This window comes from Rhodococcus sp. MALMAid1271, assembly GCF_049195265.1.
Lineage (GTDB): Bacteria > Actinomycetota > Actinomycetes > Mycobacteriales > Mycobacteriaceae > Rhodococcoides.
On sequence record NZ_JBMIRQ010000052.1, the window covers coordinates 25,784 to 45,529 of the forward strand.

Sequence of the window (19,746 nt, forward strand, 5' to 3'; positions counted from 1 at the left end):
ATGGGCAAGAAAGTTCTGATCGCCGGTGAAAGCTGGATGACCACCTCGACCCACGTCAAAGGCGTCGACGAATTCACCGTGCATTCCTACGTCGAGGGCGTCGGACCGCTCAAAGATGCTCTGATCTCCCGTGGCCACGAGGTTGTGCACATGCCTGCGCACCTGGTACCGACCCAGTTCCCCGGCAGCGCAGAGGCTTTGGCTGCCTACGACGTCATCGTGCTCTCCGACATCGGAGCCAACTCGATTCAGCTCGCACCCAGCGTCTTCGATCGCTTTCAGGCCGGTGACGATCGACTGGTCGCGCTCCGAGACTGGGTGCACGGCGGCGGTGCGCTGATGATGATCGGCGGATACCTCTCGTTCTCGGGATTCCAGGCCCGAGCAGCGTTTCGACAGACCGCACTCGCGGACGTACTGCCGGTGACGATGCTCGCCGAGGACGATCGCGTGGAGACCCCCGGCGGCATGGTGCCCGTGGTGGTCGATGGCACGCACCCCATCGTGAGTGCAAGCGGTACCGAGTGGCCTGCACTGCTGGGCTACAACAGGGTGATTGCCAAGGAGGGAGTTGCCGTACCCGCCACCATCAACGGTGATCCGCTCGTCGCGGCGGCCTCCTACGGCCAGGGTCGCTCGGCCGTCTTCACCTCCGACTGCTCGCCGCACTGGGCACCGCCGGAGTTCTGCGAGCAGTGGCCTGGATACACCGATCTGTTCGACGGCCTGATCTCGTGGTTGTCCCAGAAATGAGTCGATCCACCGAACTGATTGCGCGGCAACAGCACAACCTCGATGCCGCGCGATCGGTCCGCTTCGTCACCGACTCGATCGACGGCACGTTGAGCGAGGACCACTTTCGGAGATACCTGGTGATCGAGGAAGCGTTCGTGCTCACCGCGGTGCGCATCCTCGGCCTCGTGGTTGCGGAATCGGAATCGCTCGACGAGGCAACCGATCACGTGATGTCGCTGTCGAACCTCGTCGGCGAACAACGCACATACTTCGCCGGGTTGCGTGCACAGTTTCCGTACGACGGTGACGCGCAGACGTTGATCCAGAACTCATCGGTGCTGTCGAACTACGCGCTGGGTCTCGCGCGGCGAGAAGGCAGAGCCGCCGCTCTGGTGGCGATGTTCGCCGCGGAGACCCTGTACTTGTCCTGGTGCCGCACAGCACTGGACAACTCGGTCGATCGCGAACCGGCACTGCAGGAGTGGATCGAAATGCACACCCGCCCCGCCTTCGTGGCGCAGGTCGACGCCCTCGCCCGCGAGGTCGACCTCATGGACGGTGTGGACGATGCAACGCTGGACGAGTGGTTCGCAGGGATGCTGGCCGCCGAGAACGACTTCCACAACACGGTGAGTGGCTGAGGAACTACAGCCGCTCGACGATGGTGGCGTTCGAGAGACCGCCGGCCTCGCACATCACCTGCAATCCGAATCGCTGCTCGCGCTCCGCGAGGGCGTGAACCATCGTCGTCATGATGCGTGCCCCGCTAGCACCCAGGGGATGACCGATGGCGATCGCACCGCCGTTGACGTTCACCTTCGTCAGGTCTGCACCGGTCTCGATTGCCCACGCGATCACCACCGACGCGAACGCCTCGTTGACCTCGAACAGATCGATGTCGGCCATGGTCAATCCGGCTTTGGCGAGCACCTTCTTCGTAGCCGGGATGACTGCGGTGAGCATCATGAGCGGATCGTCACCTGCTACGGCGAAGCTGTGCAGCCTGGCCATCGGGGTGAGGCCCAGTTGTCGCGCCTTGTCGCTGGTGGTGATCATGACTGCCGCGCTACCGTCGTTGATCTGACTTGCATTGCCCGCGGTGATGTTCCAGCCGATCTGCGGGAATCGCGTCGCCATCGCGTCGTCGTAGTAAGCCGGGCGCAAACCGGCCAACGCGTCCAGCGTGGATCCGGTACGGATGCCCTCGTCTCGGTCGAGTCCGTGGATGGCGCTGATTTCGCGCTTGAAGCGTCCCTCTTCGGTGGCTGCCGCGGCCTTCGCGTGACTGGACAGAGCGAACTCGTCCATTTCCGCGCGGCTGATGCCCCACTTCGCGGCGATCAATTCGGCACTGATTCCCTGCGGCACCAGTCCCTCGGGATACCTTTCGGCAAATCCCGCACCTGCAGGATCTTCGGTTCCGATCATATTGGAACCCATCGGGATTCGACTCATCGACTCCGAACCGGCCGCGATCGCCAGATCGTAGGCACCGGAGATCACACCCTGCGCCGCAAAGTGAATCGCCTGCTGACTGCTTCCACACTGACGCTCCACCGTGGTTGCGGGTACCGATTCCGGATATCCCGCCGCGAGGGCTGCGCGCCGAGTCATGTTCGACGCCTGATCCCCTACCGCGGTGACGACTCCGCCGATGACGTCGTCGATCTGGATCGGATCTATTCCGCTGCGCTGCACGACTTCCCGCAAGCTGTGCGCCATCAGGTCCACAGGATGCTCGGGATGCAGAGTGCCGTTCACTTTCCCTCGTCCGACCGGGGTTCTGACTGCCTCGACGATGACTGCGTCTCTCATGACGGCTCCTTGTGGCCGATCGATCCGTTCCTGTCGGATCGCTGACTCCAGCGTAGGAGCTGGCTTTAGTTTTGTAAAGCCAGTATCATCGTGGCATGCCACTCACCATGGACGGCCCACTGTCGGACCTGACCACCTGGACAACGGGCGACCGATGCTCCATTGCCCGCGCGCTGTCGGTTGTCGGAAACCGGTCGACGATGCTCATCCTGCGCGAGGCCTTCTACGGCACAACCCGCTTCGACGAGTTCAGCCGACGCGTCGGCATCACCGACGCCAGCAGTGCAGCCAGACTCAAAGAACTGGTGGATGTGGGAATTTTCGTCAAACAGCCCTACCGACCCGACAAAGGCAGAACGCGCCACGAATACGTTCTGACCACGATGGGCGAGGATCTACTGCCCGTCGTACTGGGCCTGATGCAGTGGGGCGACAAATACCTACAGGACGACCACGGACCACTCGAGGTAGTCGATCCGCAGGGGGACGCCATCCATGTGGCTGTCACCGACGACAGCGGTTCCGAAGTGCCGATGAACGAGCTCCGGGTTCGGATACGCTGAGTCCGTGGCAACGACGCGGTGGATCGGTGCAGCTCTCGGACTGACTCTGGCCGTCGCCTTCTCGTTGTTGTGGCACTTCGCGGCACCTCTCGGCCCGATAGCGACGTCGGTCTCCGACGGCGAAACGTCGAGTCTGTCCATCCTCGGCTATTCGTATGCATTCGCCGAGAGAGGCCCACACTGGCGTGATTCCTCGATGATCATCTCTGCCGTCACACTGTGCTCCGCACTTGTAGCTGCCGAGGCGCGAAACCGGTTCGACTGCAACAACACCGACGCGTCAAACAAACAATGCACGTGGTGGCCCCTGCCGACCTCGGTGGTGCTTGCGATCGCTGTGTGGACCGTTGCCACCATCAACCCGCCAGCGAGCGGCGGCATCGACATGGTTCATCCCGACTCCATCGCTGCCCAGCTGTCTCGGTCTCCAGTGTTCCGCGATTCGAGCACAGTCTTCCTGATCGAATGTCTGACCGTCTCGATCGTGATCGGTGCCGTCTTCGCAGTTGGCCTGCGCGTCGCAGACGGCCACAAGCGATCATGAAGAGAGCGGTCTCACCCGTTCCGCTTGGTATCGGTACCCATCCTGGTCGGCACCGGGCCCGAACTCTGCAACCAAATCCACGTACTCGACCGTCACGTACTGACCGGGGGACAGCGTGCGCAACCCCGATCCCTCGATGCTGGAGTAGAACACCCAACAGCCACCAGGAAGCTCGGGAGCATCGAGAACACCCCAGCCTTCGTCACCGTTGAATTCGCGAACCACCGCCCGTGTCGTCGAGGTGTCCACCGGCTCGGGGATGAACGGCTGAGCATCGTCCGAGGAAACGACATCAGCGATGCTGCCGTCTGGGCCGTAAGTCCACGACGCTCCACGGAACGCAGGCTCTCCAGCGCTTCTGTAGAAGGCCAAGGCGCCCGCGACGGCGACGGCGACGGCCAAAACCGCCAGGACATAGCAACGCCGCCTCGAATACCGATTACCCACCTCCTGACGGTACCTGTACGGACTCCTCGCCAACGAGTACGTCGCTACTGCGGGCGGTGGCGTCGAACATGGATGTTCCGCGAGAAAGCGTCGAACACATCGACAGCATCGCCCGACGCCACCCGGTGACCCGACGGCTCGATCTCGGCGACGGCGGTGGTGTCGGAGATGTTGTGGGAACCGAAGATCCGATCGAATCACTGTGCGCGCGTGCGGCGTCTGCCGTCATCGATCTACTCAACGGGTCTGATCGTGCACGGTTGGCGTTGTGCGACGCTCCGCGATGCGGTCAACTGTTTCTGCAGGATCGGCCTGATCAGCAATGGCGTCGCAGTGCGTGCCGGGAATCGCGCGCGTGCGCGCACGACACCATGCGAAGGAGAAGCGCGGATCATGAACATTTCGATACGGCAGGTGGGCCTCGACTGCTGGACGAAGAACACTCGCGCGCAGTGGAGTTGCGCGCGACTGTTGCGCGATCTACACGACGACCCCGAAGAACCGATCCGAATCTACGCTGATCCTGCGGGCCACCCGTTCTGCATCTTCGTGGGGGCGTGAACGCGCCACATCCACGCCCCTCGTCGCAATCCGCACCGACCGACCGGGGCGTGAAATCCCGACTCACCTGCGCATCGGCCGAGGAGTTGAACTCAGGCCAATTGAACTGTGGCCGTTGCGCGGTGACCGAAGATTCGCTTGCCCTCGAACGTTGCGCCGATCGAGACCACGGCCGTACGGGACTCCTCGTCCTTCGACTTGATCTTGCCGCTGAAGACGATCTCGGCGGGCTTGTGACTGCCGACCGGAATGGGGGTGGTGAAGCGAACCGTGTAGTCCTTCACTGCACCTGGGTCGCCGAGCCACTCGCTGATGAAGCCGCCGCCGACGCCCATCGTGAGCATGCCGTGGGCCAGCACATCCTCGAGGTCGATCAGCTTGGCGAAACCTTCGTTCCAGTGAATCGGGTTCGCGTCACCGGCGACGCCCGCGTAGTTGACGAGATCGCCACGGGTCAGACGTACCGTACGGGTGGGTAGTTCGTCCCCGACATTCACCTCGTCGAACTTGGGCGTCGGCTGACCACGGTATTCCTCCACGATCAACGGCTCGTGTTCCTGCGGAGTGGAGAGTTTGTCGTGCTCGCTGGCATTGGCGACAGCGGCGTCCATCGACGCACCGAACATCACCAGGTTGCGTGCTGCATCGGCGATGGCCGGATCGACTTCACCGGATCGCCCGACGAGCAGGGTGGTGTAGGTGGTCTGCACCAGTTCGTTCTTCTGATTCGACACGACGTTCTTGGTCACCATCATGTCGCGACCCATGACGGTCTTGAACGAATCGAGCGAGACGTCACACGTGAGCTGGTCGCCGGCCAGGATCGGCTTCTGAAACACCAGCACCTGATCGGTCTGCAGAATCTGGCTGAGGTCGTAACCTTCGGCAATGGACTCGAGCAGCTTCTTCTGCGCGAGGGTGCCGACCAGAGACATGAACGTCAGAGGTGCGACGAGAGCGCTGTGCCCCAGCGCAGCCGCAGCGTCGCCGTCCCAATGGGCGGGGTGGAAGTCCTGGACGGCACGGGCGTACTCGCGAATTTTCTCGCGTCCCACCTCGTAGTAGTCCTCGGTGCGGTAGTGATAACCGACCATGCTCCGCGCGTGCTCTGCCGGGTCGAATGCTTCTTCGTCTGCTGCTGCCGCGCCGGACTCCGTTACCTGCTCTGCCACTGTCGTCCCACCATCTCGTCCCCTGATGTTGATCATTACCCGAGCAACCTACCCAACAACGGCGCTGGTTGGGTAGGTTGGGTGTCAGGCTGAACGGTGTCGCGGGGCGTCACGATAGCCCACCATGCCCACCATCGCGCCGTGCTGTGACGGGCCACCGGCCCGACTCATTGCGCCCCGCGGGTGATGTTGTCGCGCAGCGACCGCATCGACGGCCATCAGGGCAGCACCGTGCGCAGTGAGCGACTCCGGGTTGGCAGGTGCGAAGACCGGCAACAGCAGATCGCGACGAAAGAACCGACGAAGCGACGGGAGATTGGCACAGCCACCGACCATCACCAACGCGTTCACAGCGCAGGGCGCGTCGACTATGACGCTGGCTACCCAATCCTCCAACGAGCGGATGCTGCGCTCGAGAATATCGTCGAATGTATTGCGCCACAACCGGACTGGTCCGCCGACGAAGGGCCCTGCCACCTCGGTCACCCGCAGCCTGGACAGCTGCTCACGCGCCGTCCGAACGGCGACCATCAAGTCAGCTCGGGCACGCTCGGATTCCAACTCGTCCGCTCCGTACGTCGAGAGCAGGTAGCGCGAGATCTGCTCATCGCACCCGATGCCTCCGAACAATGTGGTGCGCACCGAGCTGAATACCCTGCCGTTGGCCGGATCTGCGATGGACATCGTCGTGCCGGACGCACCGATGTCACAGATGGCGACGGTACGAGCACCCTCCAGCTGGCCCGTGCCTCGGAGATACCGCAGCTGGGCACCGAGTTCCGACGCGACCAGCAGACGATCGGCCTCGTACATGGAAAATGCGGACGTTCGGCCGCGGGCACCAGGATCGTCGGGTACAGCCAACACGATGTCGGCTCGCTCGACCGACTGATCGCGTGACATCGAATCCACCAGATCGAGGGCCACCTGGAGGTGATCCCCCGGATCGAACGAATGGACGATGTGGGCAGACCGCACGGATTCGTCGATCGCATCGACCGCGACACCTCGGGCAGTGGCAGAACCCACCGAGACACCAAGGACTGTTTTCATGATTCCTCGACTCGATTGGCTACTCCGACCAGCCGATAGTAACCTTCTAACCACCCACAAGACAGCAATCCGTCGATTTTTATGAACTAACGGTTTGTTTTATGAGATCCCACAAGCGGCAGGCCGAAATTCGGTCGAAGTCACGCGACGTGATCGAAGGGATCACGGCGGACGGCCAGTAACGATCCCCAATCCTGCTGGGCCGATGTCATGGCCGCACCTGCCACACCACTGGCCGAGTCCAGACCGCGAGCGGCAGCGACGATGGAACGGGCCGACTGCACCAGCGAAACGTCGAAACGGAAGCTGTGCGCCGCCAACTCGGCGAACGCATCCTCGGGGCTACAGCCACGCAGCGCGATGAGGACACCCACCGCCCTGTCGATGGTCGTGCGGGTCGCCAATTCTGCTGCGGGATTGTCGGTCATCGAATACTCACCGTCTACTGGTCGATGCCTCGATGGTAGCGACGCTCGAGCAGAAGTTCAGATGCCGGAGCTGAATTCACACACCTGTCATATGGCCGACTTGTCCGAGTATCAAAATCGCTTGCTCGCAATGAAATAGACGAATCCGAGTCACTCGACCGGGCCCTCCGACGGTTCCGAGACCGTAGAGGTGGCCTCGGTGGTGGCCGGAACATCGGTGGTCGTCGACGGTGGATCGGTGGTCGGCTCCTCGGTCTCGGGTTCCGGATCGACCGTCGGCGTTTCGGTCTCCTCCGAACCACTACCCGAATCGCCACCACCCGCATCGCCACCACCCGCATCGCCACCGCCCGAGTTGTGACCATCGGAGTTCCCACCGCCCGAACCGCCACTGTCCTCACCGGAGTTGCCGTTGTTCGAGTTGCCGCCGCCGACACCACCACCGGGTTTCCGACCACCACCGGACTGACCACCGTCCGATCCGCCGCCACCGGCCGAAACCTCCTCGGCCGGCGTCGGGACCGGAGCCGCAGGTGGGGCCTCGCTCCACGAGGCCACCGGAACCGGCCCGAACACAGGTGACTCGAACAGCTCCGTCTCGACAGGCGGGATAGTCGACGGGTCTCCAGGCGAATGCACAACACCTGCTACCGCCTGCGTCGACGACGGCGTTATCGCAGTGCTACCGCTCCGCGGAATCGCGCCGACATCGTTGGTGTCCGCGGTGCCGACCACAGAGTTCTCCGCCGGACCGATCGACGTCAGCGCCCAGACCGTCGCACCGCTGAGCGCAGCGAGAACCGCGACGCCCAATCCGATCACCGCCAGCCGCGCTCCGCGTGCAGGTTCAGCCGGAACGGAATCGGTCGAGTCCCCGTCGTCGGTCCACTCGGACGGCGCTACCGCGATACCGATCAGAGCCGCGGCGGTTCCCAGCGGAAGCTCGCCGTCCAACCGCGGATCTCCGGCATCCACGACGAGCACGTCGCTGATCTGATGGGCCGTCAATGCAGCGCGCACGATGCCGCACACCAGCAAGCTGTCGCAGACGATCGCCGAGCGAGCAATGAGTAGGTCCTGCTGCGCGGCCTGCACACGCATGATGCCGAGCATCGTGGTCGCGGCGTCACCGACACCGCCGGGCACCGACGCAACAGCCGCGGTGCGGGCTGCAACCGGTCCGAGTTCGGGCAGGTCGGCCTCGATGAGAACAGCCGAAATCTCGTCGACACCCACGTGTACGCCGAGTGCAATGGACATATGCGTCGACTCCCCCGAATCCGATTCGGACCGAGAGTACACTTCGAGCGCCGAATCGGGCGATCGAACTGTTTTCGGCGTCAGAACTCGAGGTTGCCGGCCTGCTCTCGGGCAGACTCGGCGGCGCGGCGCTCGCGCTCGAAGAGCAGACCGAAGGTGAATCCGTTCTCACCAGCCGTCGAACCGGCCCGCGCGCCGAGCCTGCGCACGATGTCCGCTGCGATCACCGCATCCTGATGCTCGCCGAGAACTTCCTGAATTGTTCTGTAACGCTTGATGTTCGCCTTCGAGACCTTCTTGTCCACGGCCGGGTCGACCAATTCGGCGGCATATCTGGCCCGCTTGGATGCCTTCCTGGCACGATGCAACGCCTCGTCGTCGGTGCCGCGCACCGCGCGTCGAGTGCGATCGATCGCCTTCTTGCCTGCCTTCCGCGCGAGGTTGACCAACACCTTCTCACTGACCTCACCGTCGATCGGTAGCCCACGCGACCATGCCGACAACATCGTCAGCAACGCGAGATAGCGGTCTCCGTCGAGTTCGGCCATCGCCGATTCGCGATAGCGAATCTGTTCGGCCAACAGATCGTTCTCGATACGTGCGGCCACCGGCCCCAGCACCCATTCGGGTGGAAGTTCGCGCAGCGCGGCCGCGAACCGAGCGCGCTGCACCTGGCGGTCTCGAACCTCGCCGAGAATATTTGCGTACCAAGATAGTTCGCTCTCCAGATGAGCTGCTGACTCGTCCTCGAACAGGCTTCCGAAGACCCGAAGAGTGCTGCGGTACCGCCGGATGGCCACCCTCGTCGAATGGATCGGATCCAGCCCTCGGCGCAGATACACATCGCCCGCGACGATCGCCTGCACCTGCTCGTCGAGGTAATCCGTCAGCAACCGCACACCGGCAGCGGCCGGAATCTCACGCACTACCGAGAGCGCGCGGTGCAATTTCGAGGGATGCGCCGATGGGCGAGCCCCGGCGGCACGCAATACTTTGCCCGCCTTCTTCAGAAACGACTCCGAGCCGGCCAGGCCGAGTTCGACTTCGACCTCCCGCCACCGCGGCCCCGTCGCACCACCGATCAGTACCACCGACACCTCGTCATCGGCGATCTCCGCGACCACGCCGCCATCGGCATCCGACACGGTATGCACCATGCGACGCGTCGTCAGGGTCGCGACCGCGGACAACGCACCGCCGATCACCGCGCCGCGAAGCACCTCGATCAGCTCGTCCGGCACTGCAGTGTGCAGACCGCTGCCGAGAGGAAGTCGAATCTCCGTTCGCGCCTTGTCGGCCGGAACCTTTGCGTGCCAGCCGTTGTCGGCATCCCCGGTGCGTCGTCGCACGGTGATTCCTCGGCGCAACAGATCCTGCCCGGTCGTATCGAAGTACTCGCTGACGAGGTGGGTTTCGCTCGTCACCACTGCGCCGTCGGCGGGCACCAGCGACGTGAGCGAGGGCAACTGGAAATCTTCGTCGACGTCGAATTTGTCTTCGCGCTCGGTCTGAATCGACTCCATACCGACTATCCTGCCTCGAGCACCGGTGCCGATGGTGTCGGAAACCCGCAGACCGCTCAGCCCCCAGGCAGACCCAGTTTCGGGAACGGGAAGTCGAACGTCCGAGTGGGTCGTGTGGTGGTCGTCGATCGTGTCGTCGTTGTCGTTGTCGGCTCGGGCGTGGTGGACGGAGCCGTCGTGGTCTGGACCGAGGTCGTGGTGGACGGAGCGCGCGTGGTGGTAGGCGACGACTCCGTCGTCGGCACTGTTGTGGCCGGCCCTGGGGCGGACCTCTCGCGAACCGTCGAATCGTCTCTCCCCGAGGGTGAGCCGGACGGCGTGAGAGGCAGCGGCGAGGTAGTGGTGGCCATATCGGTCACCGTGGTGGCCACCGGAGAGGGCGCGGGGCGATCGTCCGACGTGGGGGCAGCCGTCACGGTCGGGGCCGGCAACGAGGACTCCTCTGGACCGGCTGGCGAACCGTCCGCAGCAGGCACCACCGACTGGGAGCGAGTGGCCTGTGTGGACGGGGTCGGGCTGCTCACCACGGGTGACGCGTCCTCGCCGGTGCTCCGCGCCGCGGCAGCAGCGACAGTTCCGGCTGCGCAGAGAACAACCAATGCGGCCAGAGCACGACCGAGATGCCGCGACTTGTGTGCCCGTGCCATGCGCGTGGCCGAGGTTCCGCTGTGCCGCGGGCGCTTGGAGGCCACCGCACTCGCGGTGACAACCGCGGACACATCGGCATCATGCCCGACGGCCGCGATCTGCTCGGTGCGCGCGTCGTCGGTCGACGGCGCAGGCCGGACGCCCAGCATCCGAGCGATCCCAGCAGCACCACGCGCCGCCAACAATTCCGGCTGTTCGGGCACGTAGACCGGTATCGAGACCGCGTCGAACAGTACTTTCCGGACGATCTGCATGTTGGCACCACCACCCACGGCAACGATGGCGTCGACATGTGCGCCGCGTGCTCGGACCTCGTCGAGCACATCGACGGCCATCGAGACGGCCCGGTGTACGGCGTCGCCGATGAGCTCGTCGAGATTGCCACGCCACAAAGAGGCGCGTCCGCCGACGAACGGCCCCCGCACAGAGACACTGCGGAGCAGAGAAAGTTCGTGTTTGCCGACTCGAACGTCCGACACGAGCCGACGGCGCGCGTCCACCGTCAGCGCCTCGGCCGCACCGAACATGCCGATCAGGTGATCTCGCAGCAGCCGATCGCATTCGTCACCGCTGAGTTCACCGGTGCGTCGCGAGGCGAGAACCCGACCGCTGCCCACCTCCACCACGGATACCGAGGTACCGGACGCGCCCACGTCGAACAGTGCCACGCAGAACTCACCGGCCAGCACGCCCGTCTGCTCGAGCGCGACCAATTGGGCACCGAGCTCCGAAACGAGCACGACGCCGTCCGAAAAATCCTGGTCGTATGCCGTCCTCGGCTCGCTTTCGCGCAGCGCGAGTACCGGATAGAAGTGTGCAGAGGCATACTCGTTCGCCAGGTTGTGCACCGAGGTGATGACGGAGTCCCAGGGATCGGGCGCAAGACCGTTGGGTGCAGGCTGCAACGACACTGGTTCGTGCACTTCCAGGACCGCGCCGGAGTGAGCGTCGTCGCTGATCACGCTACGAACACCGCTCGATCCCAACGACGCACCGAGTACGGATGCACCGGTAACCGCGGACATGAGAAATCCTCGCTCTGGTCGACCCCAACCCACGCTGGACGTCCCAGAGTACCGCTACAACCGTCTATCAATCATGTTTTCTCGACAAAAACAAACCATGAGACCAGTTAATCGACGCTGGACCGTATGAAGTTCAGGTATGCCTTCGACGGCGTCGGGCCGCGCTGCCCCTGGTACTTCGAGCCGACGGCAGAGCTGCCGTAGGGATTCTCGGCTGGTGACGAAAGCCGGAACAGACACAGTTGGCCGATCTTCATTCCCGGCCACAGCGTGATCGGGAGATTGGCGACGTTGGACAACTCCAATGTGATGTGGCCACTGAAGCCGGGATCGATGAAGCCCGCCGTCGAGTGAGTGAGCAAGCCCAGCCGTCCGAGCGAACTCTTTCCTTCCAGTCGACCGGCCAGGTAATCCGGCAATGTCGTCAACTCCAGCGTGGAGCCGAGCACGAACTCACCCGGGTGCAGAACGAACGGCTCACCGGCCGCGGGCTCGACCAGCGACGTCAACTCGTCCTGCTGCAACGCCGGATCGATGTGCGTGTACCGAGTGTTGTTGAACACACGGAAGAGCTTGTCGAGCCGCACATCGACACTCGACGGCTGAACCATCGACGGGTCGAAAGGTTCGATCCCCAGGTTGCCCTGGGTCACTTCGGCACGGATATCACGGTCGGAGAGCAGCACCACTGCAGGCTACTGGTCCGCCACCGCCTCCCGCGACACACCCGAGCCCCTGAGTCGAGGGAGCGCTCGACAAAAGAAAAGCCGGACAATCGAGCGGTACCACCTTTCACATTCGGGCAACTCCTAAAAGGAAGAGTGAAATGAGAATTCCGTTCGACGTTCCGTCGTACCTGGATCATCGATCCCAGTGCCGCATTGTTGCGACCACACCAGAAGAAAATCCGGTGCTGTGGAACCAATTTCTCGACGGCGCGCAAGAAAGTTATACGCGACACGGTGTCACCGCGGCACTGGAAATATCGGCAATCCGGGACGGACACACCACCCGACTGTTCTTCGCGGCACTCGATCACTCCGGGACGATACTCGGCGGGGTGCGCGTGCAAGGCCCGTATTCCTCAGTCGATCAGGCACACGCGCTCGTCGAATTCGACGAACATCCCCACGGTCGACGCCACGTCCACGCCATGCTCGACGAGCGCATCGACCACGGAGTCGTCGAACTCAAATCGGCGTGGGTCGCTCCCAACGCACCCCGCGGTCGCGCGATCACCGCGATGATCGCCGAATCTCCCGCATACAGCACGGCTCTGCTCGGCGCGCGGTATGCACTGGCCACGGCGGCCTCCCACGTTCGCGCTGCCTGGCTGGAGACCGGCGCAGTCATCGCCACACAGATCGAACCGATCCCCTACCCCGACGAGCGGTACCGAACAGAGGTGTTCTGGTGGGACAGGAAAACTCTCGCCTTCGAGGCCGAACTCGCCACCTGGCGTCGGATGCGGCGCAACACCGCCTCACTGCTCGCCCACCATCGATCGGCAATCGTGCTCCCGCAGGCGGTGGCCTCATGAGCGAGAAAACCACGATCGATCACCAGTGGCAGCCTGTGATCTTCGACGAGACGGACACCACACAGCGATGCGCACTCGAGGAACTCAGGCGCGACACGAGCCTGACATTCCTCGACGAGCGTGAGACACAAAGAAATGGACTCCGGGATCTCCTGCCCAGCCCAGAGCAGAGCCTCCTCGACGAAACGGACCGTTGGATCTATTTTCCCTGGCGAAAAACAGTCGTCGCCGTGCTCGGGCCTCGCTCGTTCAGACACCTGAGACTCGACAGAAACAGAAACAAGATAACGCTGGACGAACAGAATAATTTGGGAGATCTCACGATAGGAATCATCGGCCTGAGCGTCGGGCATGCCATTGCCCACACGTTGGCACTCGAAGGAATCTGCGGGACGCTCCGACTGGCAGATTTCGACGAGATAGAACTGTCCAACCTCAATAGAATTCCGGCCTCGATCCTCGATCTCGGCGTCAACAAAGCGATCGTCGCCGCCAGACGCATTGCCGAAATCGATCCCTATCTACGGGTGGAGGTCGTCGAGGAAGGGCTCACCGAGAACACCGTCGCCGAATTCTTCGACGGCCTCGACCTGCTGGTGGAGGAGTGCGACTCACTCGACGTCAAGGTCCTTGCCCGCGAAGAAGCCAGGTCGCGTCGAATCCCGGTGCTGATGGAGACCTCCGACCGCGGGCTACTGGACGTCGAACGCTTCGACCTCGAGCCCGACCGACCGGTGTTCCACGGCATACTCGGAGAGATCGACTTCTCGAGCCTGCGCGGACTCGGCACACGCGAGAAGATCCCGATCGTGCTCGACCAGCTCGACGCCGCACTGCTCTCGGCCCGCATGGCCGCCTCGATGGTGGAGGTGGGCGAGACGATCGAAACGTGGCCCCAGCTCGGCGGCGACGTTCAACTCGGTGGTGCCACCATCGCTGCTGCCGTTCGACGCCTCGGCACGGGAGCGCACCTGCCGTCCGGGCGGATTCGCATCGATCTCGACACCCACCTCGATGCGCTCGCGACGCCTGCACCGACACGGCGGACGGAACCGGCTCCGCCCGAGCCCTCGGCCGCTGTTCGGCCGAGCTTCGTCGATCCCGACGCACTCGTTCTCCACGCCGCCCAGCGCGCGCCGTCCGGCGGGAACAGTCAACCGTGGACGATCGAGATCGTTGGACGCACCGTCAGGATCGGCGTCGACACATCCCGCACCTCGACGCTCGACATCGCCTACCGAGGTAGTTACGTCGCGGTGGGCGCTGCAGCCTTCAATGCGCGGGTGGCAGCGACCGCTCAGGGCAGATTCGACAGCGCCGAGATCACCGAGCGCGGAGTCGACATCTCGCTGGGTGACGGGCAACCAGGCCCGATCACCGACCGAGGTCTGCTCGACGGCGTCCTCGGCCGCTGCACCAACCGGGAACTGGGCACCGGCGAGCCGCTCGGTACAGACGTCGTCGCCGACCTCGTCGCTGCGGCTGCGGCCGAAGGCGGGCGGCTGGTGTTGCTGAGCGCGCGCGAGGCGTTGGCAGAGGCGGCCGAGATCCTCGGCGAGGCCGACCGCATCCGGTATCTCACCCCGCAACTGCACCGGGAAATGTTCTCCGAGTTGCGCTGGCCAGGCGACCGCGATCCCGATCAGGGGATCGAGGTGTCCAGCTTGGGGATCGACGACGCGGATCTGTCCAAGCTCGAGATCGTCAAACGGCCGGAGGTCATGGCACTGGTCGATGCCTGGAACGTCGGTGCGGCATTGGGCAGCGACATGCGTGATCGGGTGCTGTCGAGTTCGGCACTGGCCGTGGTCGTCGTTCCCGGATCGACTGCAGAACATTACATTCGGGGCGGATATGCAACGGAGAACGTATGGGTAACTGCACATTTGCACGGTGTGGCCGTGCAGCCGGTTTCGCCGGCGTTCATCTACGCCCGCACTCCTGAGGAACACCGACAACTGTCCGTTCATCACGCAGAAGCGTTGCAGCAGTTGACATCGAGGTTTCGTACGCTCTTCGACCTGAGCGAATCGGAATCGGTCGCGCTGGTGTTGCGGCTCAGTTGCGCCCCGAAAACCGGGATATACAGTCGCAGACTGCCTGTTTCGGCACCCGGATCGGGGTAGAGTCCGGCAAAGACCAGGGGGAACAGTCCTGCCTTGTGTCTGCGAAGAGGCGGGAGTGAGGCACTGCAGAACACACGGACGCTCGAGGTCCTCGTCACCGGCGTCGCAACCGAACTCATGGGAGTCGATGCGGCGACGGTGCGCGAGGCCTACGAATCCGTGCTGCGTCAACTCGTGGACCACCTCGGCATCGACTTCAGCTTCCTCCGACACAACGACTTCGAAGCCAGGGCCACTCTGCTGACCGCAGAATGGCCACCTCGATTGAGCGTGCCGGATCCGGACCCGTTGGCCGTGGTCAAGTTCGAAGACGCCGACTCGGTGTTCAAACTGGCCGAAACACTGACCGAACCGGCAGTGTTTCGGCCGAACCCGGAACAGGAAGGTTACCGCCTTCGCGTCGAGCAGGGCTCGGGACTGTCCGCGACGTCGATGTCGGTGGTGCCGCTACTGCACTCGGGCCGAACCACCGGAATCCTGGGTTTGATCAAAGTGGGCGACCGAAGTTGGTCCGAGGAAGAACTCAACGCCCTCAAAGCAATTGCGGCGCTGCTCTCACAGTTGCAGTCACGGGTGATCGCCGAGGAACAACTGCGGTTCGCTGCCCTGCACGACGATTTGACCCAGCTACCGAACCGCACTGCCCTCACCCAACACATCCACAACCGACTCGACGTGTCCATGCCCGGCCCTGTCGCCGTGATGCATATCGACCTCGACCGCCTCAAAGCCCTCAACGACTTTCTCGGACACGCTGCCGGGGACCGTTTCCTGAAGACCATCGCCGATCGGTTACGGACCTTCGTCGGCACTACGGCAGGCATCGTCGCCCGACTGAGCGGCGACGAATTCGTCGTCGTACTCGCCGGGCCGTGCTCGGCCCGCGTCGCGACACACCACGCCGAAGTGATCGCCGACGCCATCACCGCCCCCGTCACCCTCGGAGTAGAACGGATCAGCCGCAGCGCAAGCATCGGCCTCGCCTTCGGCGAACCTGGCAGACACACTGCGGAATTGCTTCTGCGGCAGGCCGATCAAGCGGCATTGGTGGCCAAGCGCGCAGGTGGCCACGATATCGCCCTGTTCACCGACGAGATGCACGCCGATTCCAGACTTCGCAACGACGTCGAAATCCACCTACGCGACGCCATCGCAGGCAACTCGCTGACGCTGTACTTCCAGCCCGAGGTGGACCTCGTCTCCGGACGTGTCACCGCGGTCGAAGCGCTGGTTCGGTGGCAGCACCCCACCCGCGGCCTCCTACCCCCGTCCGCATTCATCCCGGTGGCCGAGGAGACGAACCTCGCAGGCGAGCTCGGCCGCTGGGTCCTCGACCGCGCCTGCCGCACGCTCGCCGACTGGCAACGAGAAATACCCGAACTCGACATCTCGATGCGCGTCAACATCTCGCCCGTGCAACTGGTGACCAACGGCTTCGTCGCCACCGTCGCTCGAGCACTGACAGAGTTCTCGATAACCGGTCGACGACTGTGCCTGGAGATCACCGAAGTAGCAGTGGTGCAAGATCTTTCGCGAACCAGGGTGACGCTTCGCGAACTTCGCGAACTCGGCGTGCAAGTAGCCATCGACGACTTCGGCACCGGATACAGCTCACTGTCGCATCTGAAAGAACTACCCGTCGACGCACTCAAGATCGACCGCGCCTTCGTCGCCGAACTCGGCAACGGAGCCACCGGCGACCTCGCCATCGTCCAGTCCATCATCGGCCTCGCCGACGCCTTCGGACTGAACATCATCGCCGAAGGCGTCGAAACTCAGAGCGCCAGACAGACCCTCATCGAACTGGGCTGCACCCGCGCACAGGGATTCCTGTTCTCCAAACCAGTATCAACCGACGCCGCCCTGGCGATACTGCACGGCGTGCGCATCGACATCTGAGCGCCCTGCTAATCTGAACACCGCTTCACACGCCGGTGTAGTTCATTGGTAGAACGCGACCTTCCCAAGGTTGAGAGGCGGGTTCGATTCCCGTCACCGGCTCCACCGCCCCGCCCACGCGGGCCGCCCCTCCTGGCATCCCCTACCGGCATCCTTCCGCCGGCACCCTTCTGCGGCGCCGCCGCGTCCGCCACGCCCGGATCACGAACACCCTGCCGTCACTGTGGTCACTCCTGAAACAAACCGACCACCGACGAATTTCGGTCGATACCCTTGCTACCGACCAGTAGTGCAGACAAATTCATTCATTGTATTCGCAAGAATTCCTGCATTTGAGAAGAAACTTCTGTCGCCTTCTTTGTCGTGCTACAAAACATTTGTCGACATTTGTTCACACGACATATGACCTGACAGGAACCCCCTCATGCGATCTTTGATGACAATTATTGCGGTCACGCTGACAACGATGGCCGTTGCCGTTTCGTCAGCTACCGCAGCGCCCGCACTCGCAGCACCCCCGAGAACCCAAGCCGGGACACTCCTGTGGGAAGACCAGTTCAACGGCTACGGAGGCCCAGACCCCTCGAAGTGGGGGTTCCAGACCGGACGCTGGGGCGCGACTTCTGGTGAGCAGCAGTACTATACGAATTCTTGGAACAATGCCAATCAGTTCAACGGAACTCTGAACATCACCGCACGCCGCGAAACTCCACCGGATCGCAAAAGGGCACCGTACAACTTCACCAGCGCCCGCGTGGTCAGTATGGGCAAGCAGTCGGTGAGCCCACCCGTTCGCATCGAGGCCTCGATCAAAATGCCGAGCGCCCAGGGCCTGTTACCCGCATTCTGGACCCTCGGCCTCCAACCCGGCGGCGAATATTCGTGGCCGAGCCAAGGCGAGATCGACGCAGTCGAAATTCCGGGCACGAACGGTCCGTCATTCAATTTGCACGGTCCGTCGAAGTGGAATCCGAATCAAGATGTCAAGACCGGCGGTGGAATGGGCCCGGTCGGCAATGGGTTCCACACCTACCGAATCGACTGGTTGCCCACGAGCATCACCTGGTTCGTCGACGGAATTGCGCGTTACTCCCTGACTCAGGCGCAGTACGAGGCAAAAGGCGGGAATTGGAAGGCATTCTCGGGCGCCTGGCCGCATTACATCCTGCTCAATGTCGCCGTAGGCAACAACTGGGTCGGCAAGACCCTGAACAGCACGCCGTATCCACAGACGATGAGTGTCGACTGGTTGCGTGTGAGCCGGCTCTGACCTGCACGTCGGCCCGCACTCGAACGAGGGGCTCAGCCGCGCCGGCTGAGCCCCTCGGCATGTGCGGCCGCCGCCATTACGTTCGGCACGGTTTGAGCCCGAAAACCACTATTGTGACTTTTATCAATAGAACCGATGTCATGCAGGGATATTTCACAGTTTCAGGAATATGGTCGACGCATGCGCAGACCACGGTGGAGTCTGATAGCCCTTCTTGTCGCAGCTACTCCTGCCCTGTTCGCACCGGTGGCACACGCCTCACCACTGATGCCCATCGCCGCGGCCCCCACACAACCCGATCACGCGGACGCCATCCGCTACGCAGCAACCAACCGTGACGCCGCTCCTCCCGGATCCAACGACATGAGCTGCACTCCCACTGCCGCACACCCCAACCCCGTTGTCCTGGTGCACGGCACCGACTCCACCGCATACTCCGACTGGGCCGGATTCTCACCGATACTCCGAGCAGCCGGGTTCTGCGTGTTCGCCATCAACTACGGAACGTCTCCGGACGGGACGAGCAACGGTTACGGGGCAATCGAAGACAGTGCAGCACAACTGAAATCGATCACCCGATCCATCCTCGACGAGACCGGTGCCGCGGCCGTCGACGTCGTCGGATATTCACAGGGCGCTGCCGTCGCTCGATACTTCGTCAACCGGCTCGGCGGAAACCGCATGGTGGATCGCTGGGTGGGCATCGCGTCGCCGACCTACGGTGGCACCATGTACGGAGTGGCCCCGCTCGTGCAGGCCGTACCCGGCGGAACCGGCTTGGTGGCAGGCGAATTCGGAACCGGTTTGGCACAGCTGATGGCCGGATCCGACTTTCTCGAGCGGCTCAACGCGGGCGGCGACACCGTGCCGGGCGTCGAGTACACATCCATCGCGACCAAGGTGGACGAAGTCATTCAGCCGTACACCAACGCGCTGCTTCGCGACCCGGGCGCACACAACATCGTGGTGCAGGACGTGTGTCCGCGTACAGAGGTCGCGCACTTCACCTTCACCTACGATCCCACTGCGCTGCGCCTGGCCCTCAACGCCCTCGACCCTGCGAATGCGCGTCCTCCGAACTGTGTGCCGGTGCCGCTCGGGGCCGGGATCCTCGACGTCGTCCTCGCCAGCAATTGA

General features: G+C 63.3%; 19 protein-coding genes and 1 tRNA gene. 11 read left to right on the plus strand and 9 right to left on the minus strand.

The window, feature by feature from the left end; translation table 11 throughout:
• Window positions 1-753: a glutamine amidotransferase gene (locus ACOQFP_RS04910; RefSeq protein WP_206489557.1), complete on the plus strand. Its 753-nt coding sequence runs from the start codon at window positions 1-3 to the stop codon at window positions 751-753.
• Window positions 750-1,376, plus strand: coding sequence for a TenA family protein (locus ACOQFP_RS04915; protein ID WP_341243710.1), 627 nt, complete (start codon window positions 750-752; stop codon window positions 1,374-1,376). The genes ACOQFP_RS04910 and ACOQFP_RS04915 overlap by 4 nt, the downstream gene beginning before the upstream one ends.
• Window positions 1,377-1,380: 4 nt before the next feature.
• On the opposite strand, the gene ACOQFP_RS04920 is transcribed toward ACOQFP_RS04915, so the two are convergent.
• On the minus strand, window positions 1,381-2,550 hold the full coding sequence (locus ACOQFP_RS04920) for a thiolase family protein (RefSeq protein ID WP_421583657.1): 1,170 nt from the start codon (window positions 2,548-2,550) through the stop codon (window positions 1,381-1,383).
• 95 nt (window positions 2,551-2,645) lie between these two features.
• On the opposite strand from ACOQFP_RS04920, the gene ACOQFP_RS04925 reads away from it, so the two are divergent.
• On the plus strand, window positions 2,646-3,113 hold the full coding sequence (locus ACOQFP_RS04925) for a winged helix-turn-helix transcriptional regulator (RefSeq protein ID WP_421583658.1): 468 nt from the start codon (window positions 2,646-2,648) through the stop codon (window positions 3,111-3,113).
• Window positions 3,114-3,117: 4 nt separating this feature from the next.
• Window positions 3,118-3,657 (plus strand): hypothetical protein, encoded by a 540-nt coding sequence (locus ACOQFP_RS04930; protein WP_421583659.1) that lies wholly within the window; start codon window positions 3,118-3,120, stop codon window positions 3,655-3,657.
• Here ACOQFP_RS04930 and ACOQFP_RS04935 read toward each other — a convergent pair.
• Complete coding sequence (locus ACOQFP_RS04935) at window positions 3,652-4,104, minus strand: hypothetical protein (protein WP_421583660.1); 453 nt, start codon at window positions 4,102-4,104, stop codon at window positions 3,652-3,654. The genes ACOQFP_RS04930 and ACOQFP_RS04935 overlap by 6 nt on opposite strands.
• Before the next feature lie 393 nt (window positions 4,105-4,497).
• On the opposite strand from ACOQFP_RS04935, the gene ACOQFP_RS04940 reads away from it, so the two are divergent.
• Entirely contained in the window at window positions 4,498-4,665 is a 168-nt protein-coding gene (locus ACOQFP_RS04940) for a hypothetical protein (RefSeq protein ID WP_421583661.1), read from the plus strand.
• Window positions 4,666-4,757: 92 nt separating this feature from the next.
• On the opposite strand, the gene ACOQFP_RS04945 is transcribed toward ACOQFP_RS04940, so the two are convergent.
• The 7 genes from ACOQFP_RS04945 to dcd all read right to left on the minus strand — a co-directional run bounded on the left by ACOQFP_RS04945 (window position 4,758) and on the right by dcd (window position 12,460).
• Window positions 4,758-5,873, minus strand: a complete 1,116-nt coding sequence (locus tag ACOQFP_RS04945; protein WP_421583662.1) for a fused (3R)-hydroxyacyl-ACP dehydratase subunits HadA/HadB — start codon at window positions 5,871-5,873, stop codon at window positions 4,758-4,760.
• 48 nt (window positions 5,874-5,921) lie between these two features.
• Window positions 5,922-6,890: an Hsp70 family protein gene (locus ACOQFP_RS04950; RefSeq protein ID WP_421583663.1), complete on the minus strand. Its 969-nt coding sequence runs from the start codon at window positions 6,888-6,890 to the stop codon at window positions 5,922-5,924.
• Between the two features lie 140 nt (window positions 6,891-7,030).
• Window positions 7,031-7,318, minus strand: a complete 288-nt coding sequence (locus ACOQFP_RS04955; protein WP_206489553.1) for an ANTAR domain-containing protein — start codon at window positions 7,316-7,318, stop codon at window positions 7,031-7,033.
• Window positions 7,319-7,468: 150 nt separating this feature from the next.
• Window positions 7,469-8,578, minus strand: a complete 1,110-nt coding sequence (locus ACOQFP_RS04960) for a hypothetical protein (protein WP_421583664.1) — start codon at window positions 8,576-8,578, stop codon at window positions 7,469-7,471.
• An 80-nt stretch (window positions 8,579-8,658) separates the two neighbouring features.
• Window positions 8,659-10,101: a CHAD domain-containing protein gene (locus ACOQFP_RS04965; protein WP_421583665.1), complete on the minus strand. Its 1,443-nt coding sequence runs from the start codon at window positions 10,099-10,101 to the stop codon at window positions 8,659-8,661.
• A gap of 56 nt (window positions 10,102-10,157) precedes the next feature.
• A complete protein-coding gene (locus ACOQFP_RS04970; protein WP_421583666.1) occupies window positions 10,158-11,774 on the minus strand; it encodes an Hsp70 family protein in 1,617 nt (538 codons plus the stop codon).
• Between the two features lie 107 nt (window positions 11,775-11,881).
• Window positions 11,882-12,460, minus strand: a complete 579-nt coding sequence (dcd, locus tag ACOQFP_RS04975) for a dCTP deaminase (RefSeq protein ID WP_421583667.1) — start codon at window positions 12,458-12,460, stop codon at window positions 11,882-11,884.
• Window positions 12,461-12,600: 140 nt separating this feature from the next.
• Between dcd and ACOQFP_RS04980 the strand changes: the two genes are divergently transcribed.
• The 6 genes from ACOQFP_RS04980 (at window position 12,601) to ACOQFP_RS05005 (ending at window position 19,746) form a co-directional block, all read left to right on the plus strand.
• Window positions 12,601-13,314 carry a hypothetical protein gene (locus ACOQFP_RS04980; RefSeq protein ID WP_421583668.1) on the plus strand — a complete coding sequence of 238 codons (714 nt, stop codon included), beginning with the start codon at window positions 12,601-12,603 and terminating at the stop codon, window positions 13,312-13,314.
• Window positions 13,311-15,440 (plus strand): Rv1355c family protein, encoded by a 2,130-nt coding sequence (locus ACOQFP_RS04985; RefSeq protein WP_421583669.1) that lies wholly within the window; start codon window positions 13,311-13,313, stop codon window positions 15,438-15,440. The genes ACOQFP_RS04980 and ACOQFP_RS04985 overlap by 4 nt, the downstream gene beginning before the upstream one ends.
• Before the next feature lie 117 nt (window positions 15,441-15,557).
• Window positions 15,558-17,339, plus strand: a complete 1,782-nt coding sequence (locus ACOQFP_RS04990; protein WP_421583696.1) for a putative bifunctional diguanylate cyclase/phosphodiesterase — start codon at window positions 15,558-15,560, stop codon at window positions 17,337-17,339.
• 31 nt (window positions 17,340-17,370) lie between these two features.
• Window positions 17,371-17,444: transfer RNA gene (locus tag ACOQFP_RS04995), tRNA-Gly, on the plus strand.
• Between the two features lie 319 nt (window positions 17,445-17,763).
• Window positions 17,764-18,609 (plus strand): glycoside hydrolase family 16 protein, encoded by an 846-nt coding sequence (locus ACOQFP_RS05000; protein WP_421583670.1) that lies wholly within the window; start codon window positions 17,764-17,766, stop codon window positions 18,607-18,609.
• Between the two features lie 180 nt (window positions 18,610-18,789).
• A complete protein-coding gene (locus ACOQFP_RS05005) occupies window positions 18,790-19,746 on the plus strand; it encodes an esterase/lipase family protein (RefSeq protein WP_421583671.1) in 957 nt (318 codons plus the stop codon).

Bases quoted from the DNA above. Each gene is read 5' to 3' on its own strand.
- ACOQFP_RS04910 (WP_206489557.1), top strand. From the start codon at position 1: ATGGGCAAGAAAGTTCTGATCGCCGGTGAAAGCTGGATGACCACCTCG.
- ACOQFP_RS04915 (WP_341243710.1), top strand. From the start codon at position 750: ATGAGTCGATCCACCGAACTGATTGCGCGGCAACAGCACAACCTCGAT.
- ACOQFP_RS04920 (WP_421583657.1), bottom strand. From the start codon at position 2,550: ATGAGAGACGCAGTCATCGTCGAGGCAGTCAGAACCCCGGTCGGACGA.
- ACOQFP_RS04925 (WP_421583658.1), top strand. From the start codon at position 2,646: ATGCCACTCACCATGGACGGCCCACTGTCGGACCTGACCACCTGGACA.
- ACOQFP_RS04940 (WP_421583661.1), top strand. From the start codon at position 4,498: ATGAACATTTCGATACGGCAGGTGGGCCTCGACTGCTGGACGAAGAAC.
- ACOQFP_RS04945 (WP_421583662.1), bottom strand. From the start codon at position 5,873: ATGATCAACATCAGGGGACGAGATGGTGGGACGACAGTGGCAGAGCAG.
- ACOQFP_RS04950 (WP_421583663.1), bottom strand. From the start codon at position 6,890: ATGAAAACAGTCCTTGGTGTCTCGGTGGGTTCTGCCACTGCCCGAGGT.
- ACOQFP_RS04955 (WP_206489553.1), bottom strand. From the start codon at position 7,318: ATGACCGACAATCCCGCAGCAGAATTGGCGACCCGCACGACCATCGAC.
- ACOQFP_RS04960 (WP_421583664.1), bottom strand. From the start codon at position 8,578: ATGTCCATTGCACTCGGCGTACACGTGGGTGTCGACGAGATTTCGGCT.
- ACOQFP_RS04965 (WP_421583665.1), bottom strand. From the start codon at position 10,101: ATGGAGTCGATTCAGACCGAGCGCGAAGACAAATTCGACGTCGACGAA.
- ACOQFP_RS04970 (WP_421583666.1), bottom strand. From the start codon at position 11,774: ATGTCCGCGGTTACCGGTGCATCCGTACTCGGTGCGTCGTTGGGATCG.
- ACOQFP_RS04980 (WP_421583668.1), top strand. From the start codon at position 12,601: ATGAGAATTCCGTTCGACGTTCCGTCGTACCTGGATCATCGATCCCAG.
- ACOQFP_RS04985 (WP_421583669.1), top strand. From the start codon at position 13,311: ATGAGCGAGAAAACCACGATCGATCACCAGTGGCAGCCTGTGATCTTC.
- ACOQFP_RS04990 (WP_421583696.1), top strand. From the start codon at position 15,558: ATGGGAGTCGATGCGGCGACGGTGCGCGAGGCCTACGAATCCGTGCTG.
- ACOQFP_RS05000 (WP_421583670.1), top strand. From the start codon at position 17,764: ATGCGATCTTTGATGACAATTATTGCGGTCACGCTGACAACGATGGCC.
- ACOQFP_RS05005 (WP_421583671.1), top strand. From the start codon at position 18,790: ATGCGCAGACCACGGTGGAGTCTGATAGCCCTTCTTGTCGCAGCTACT.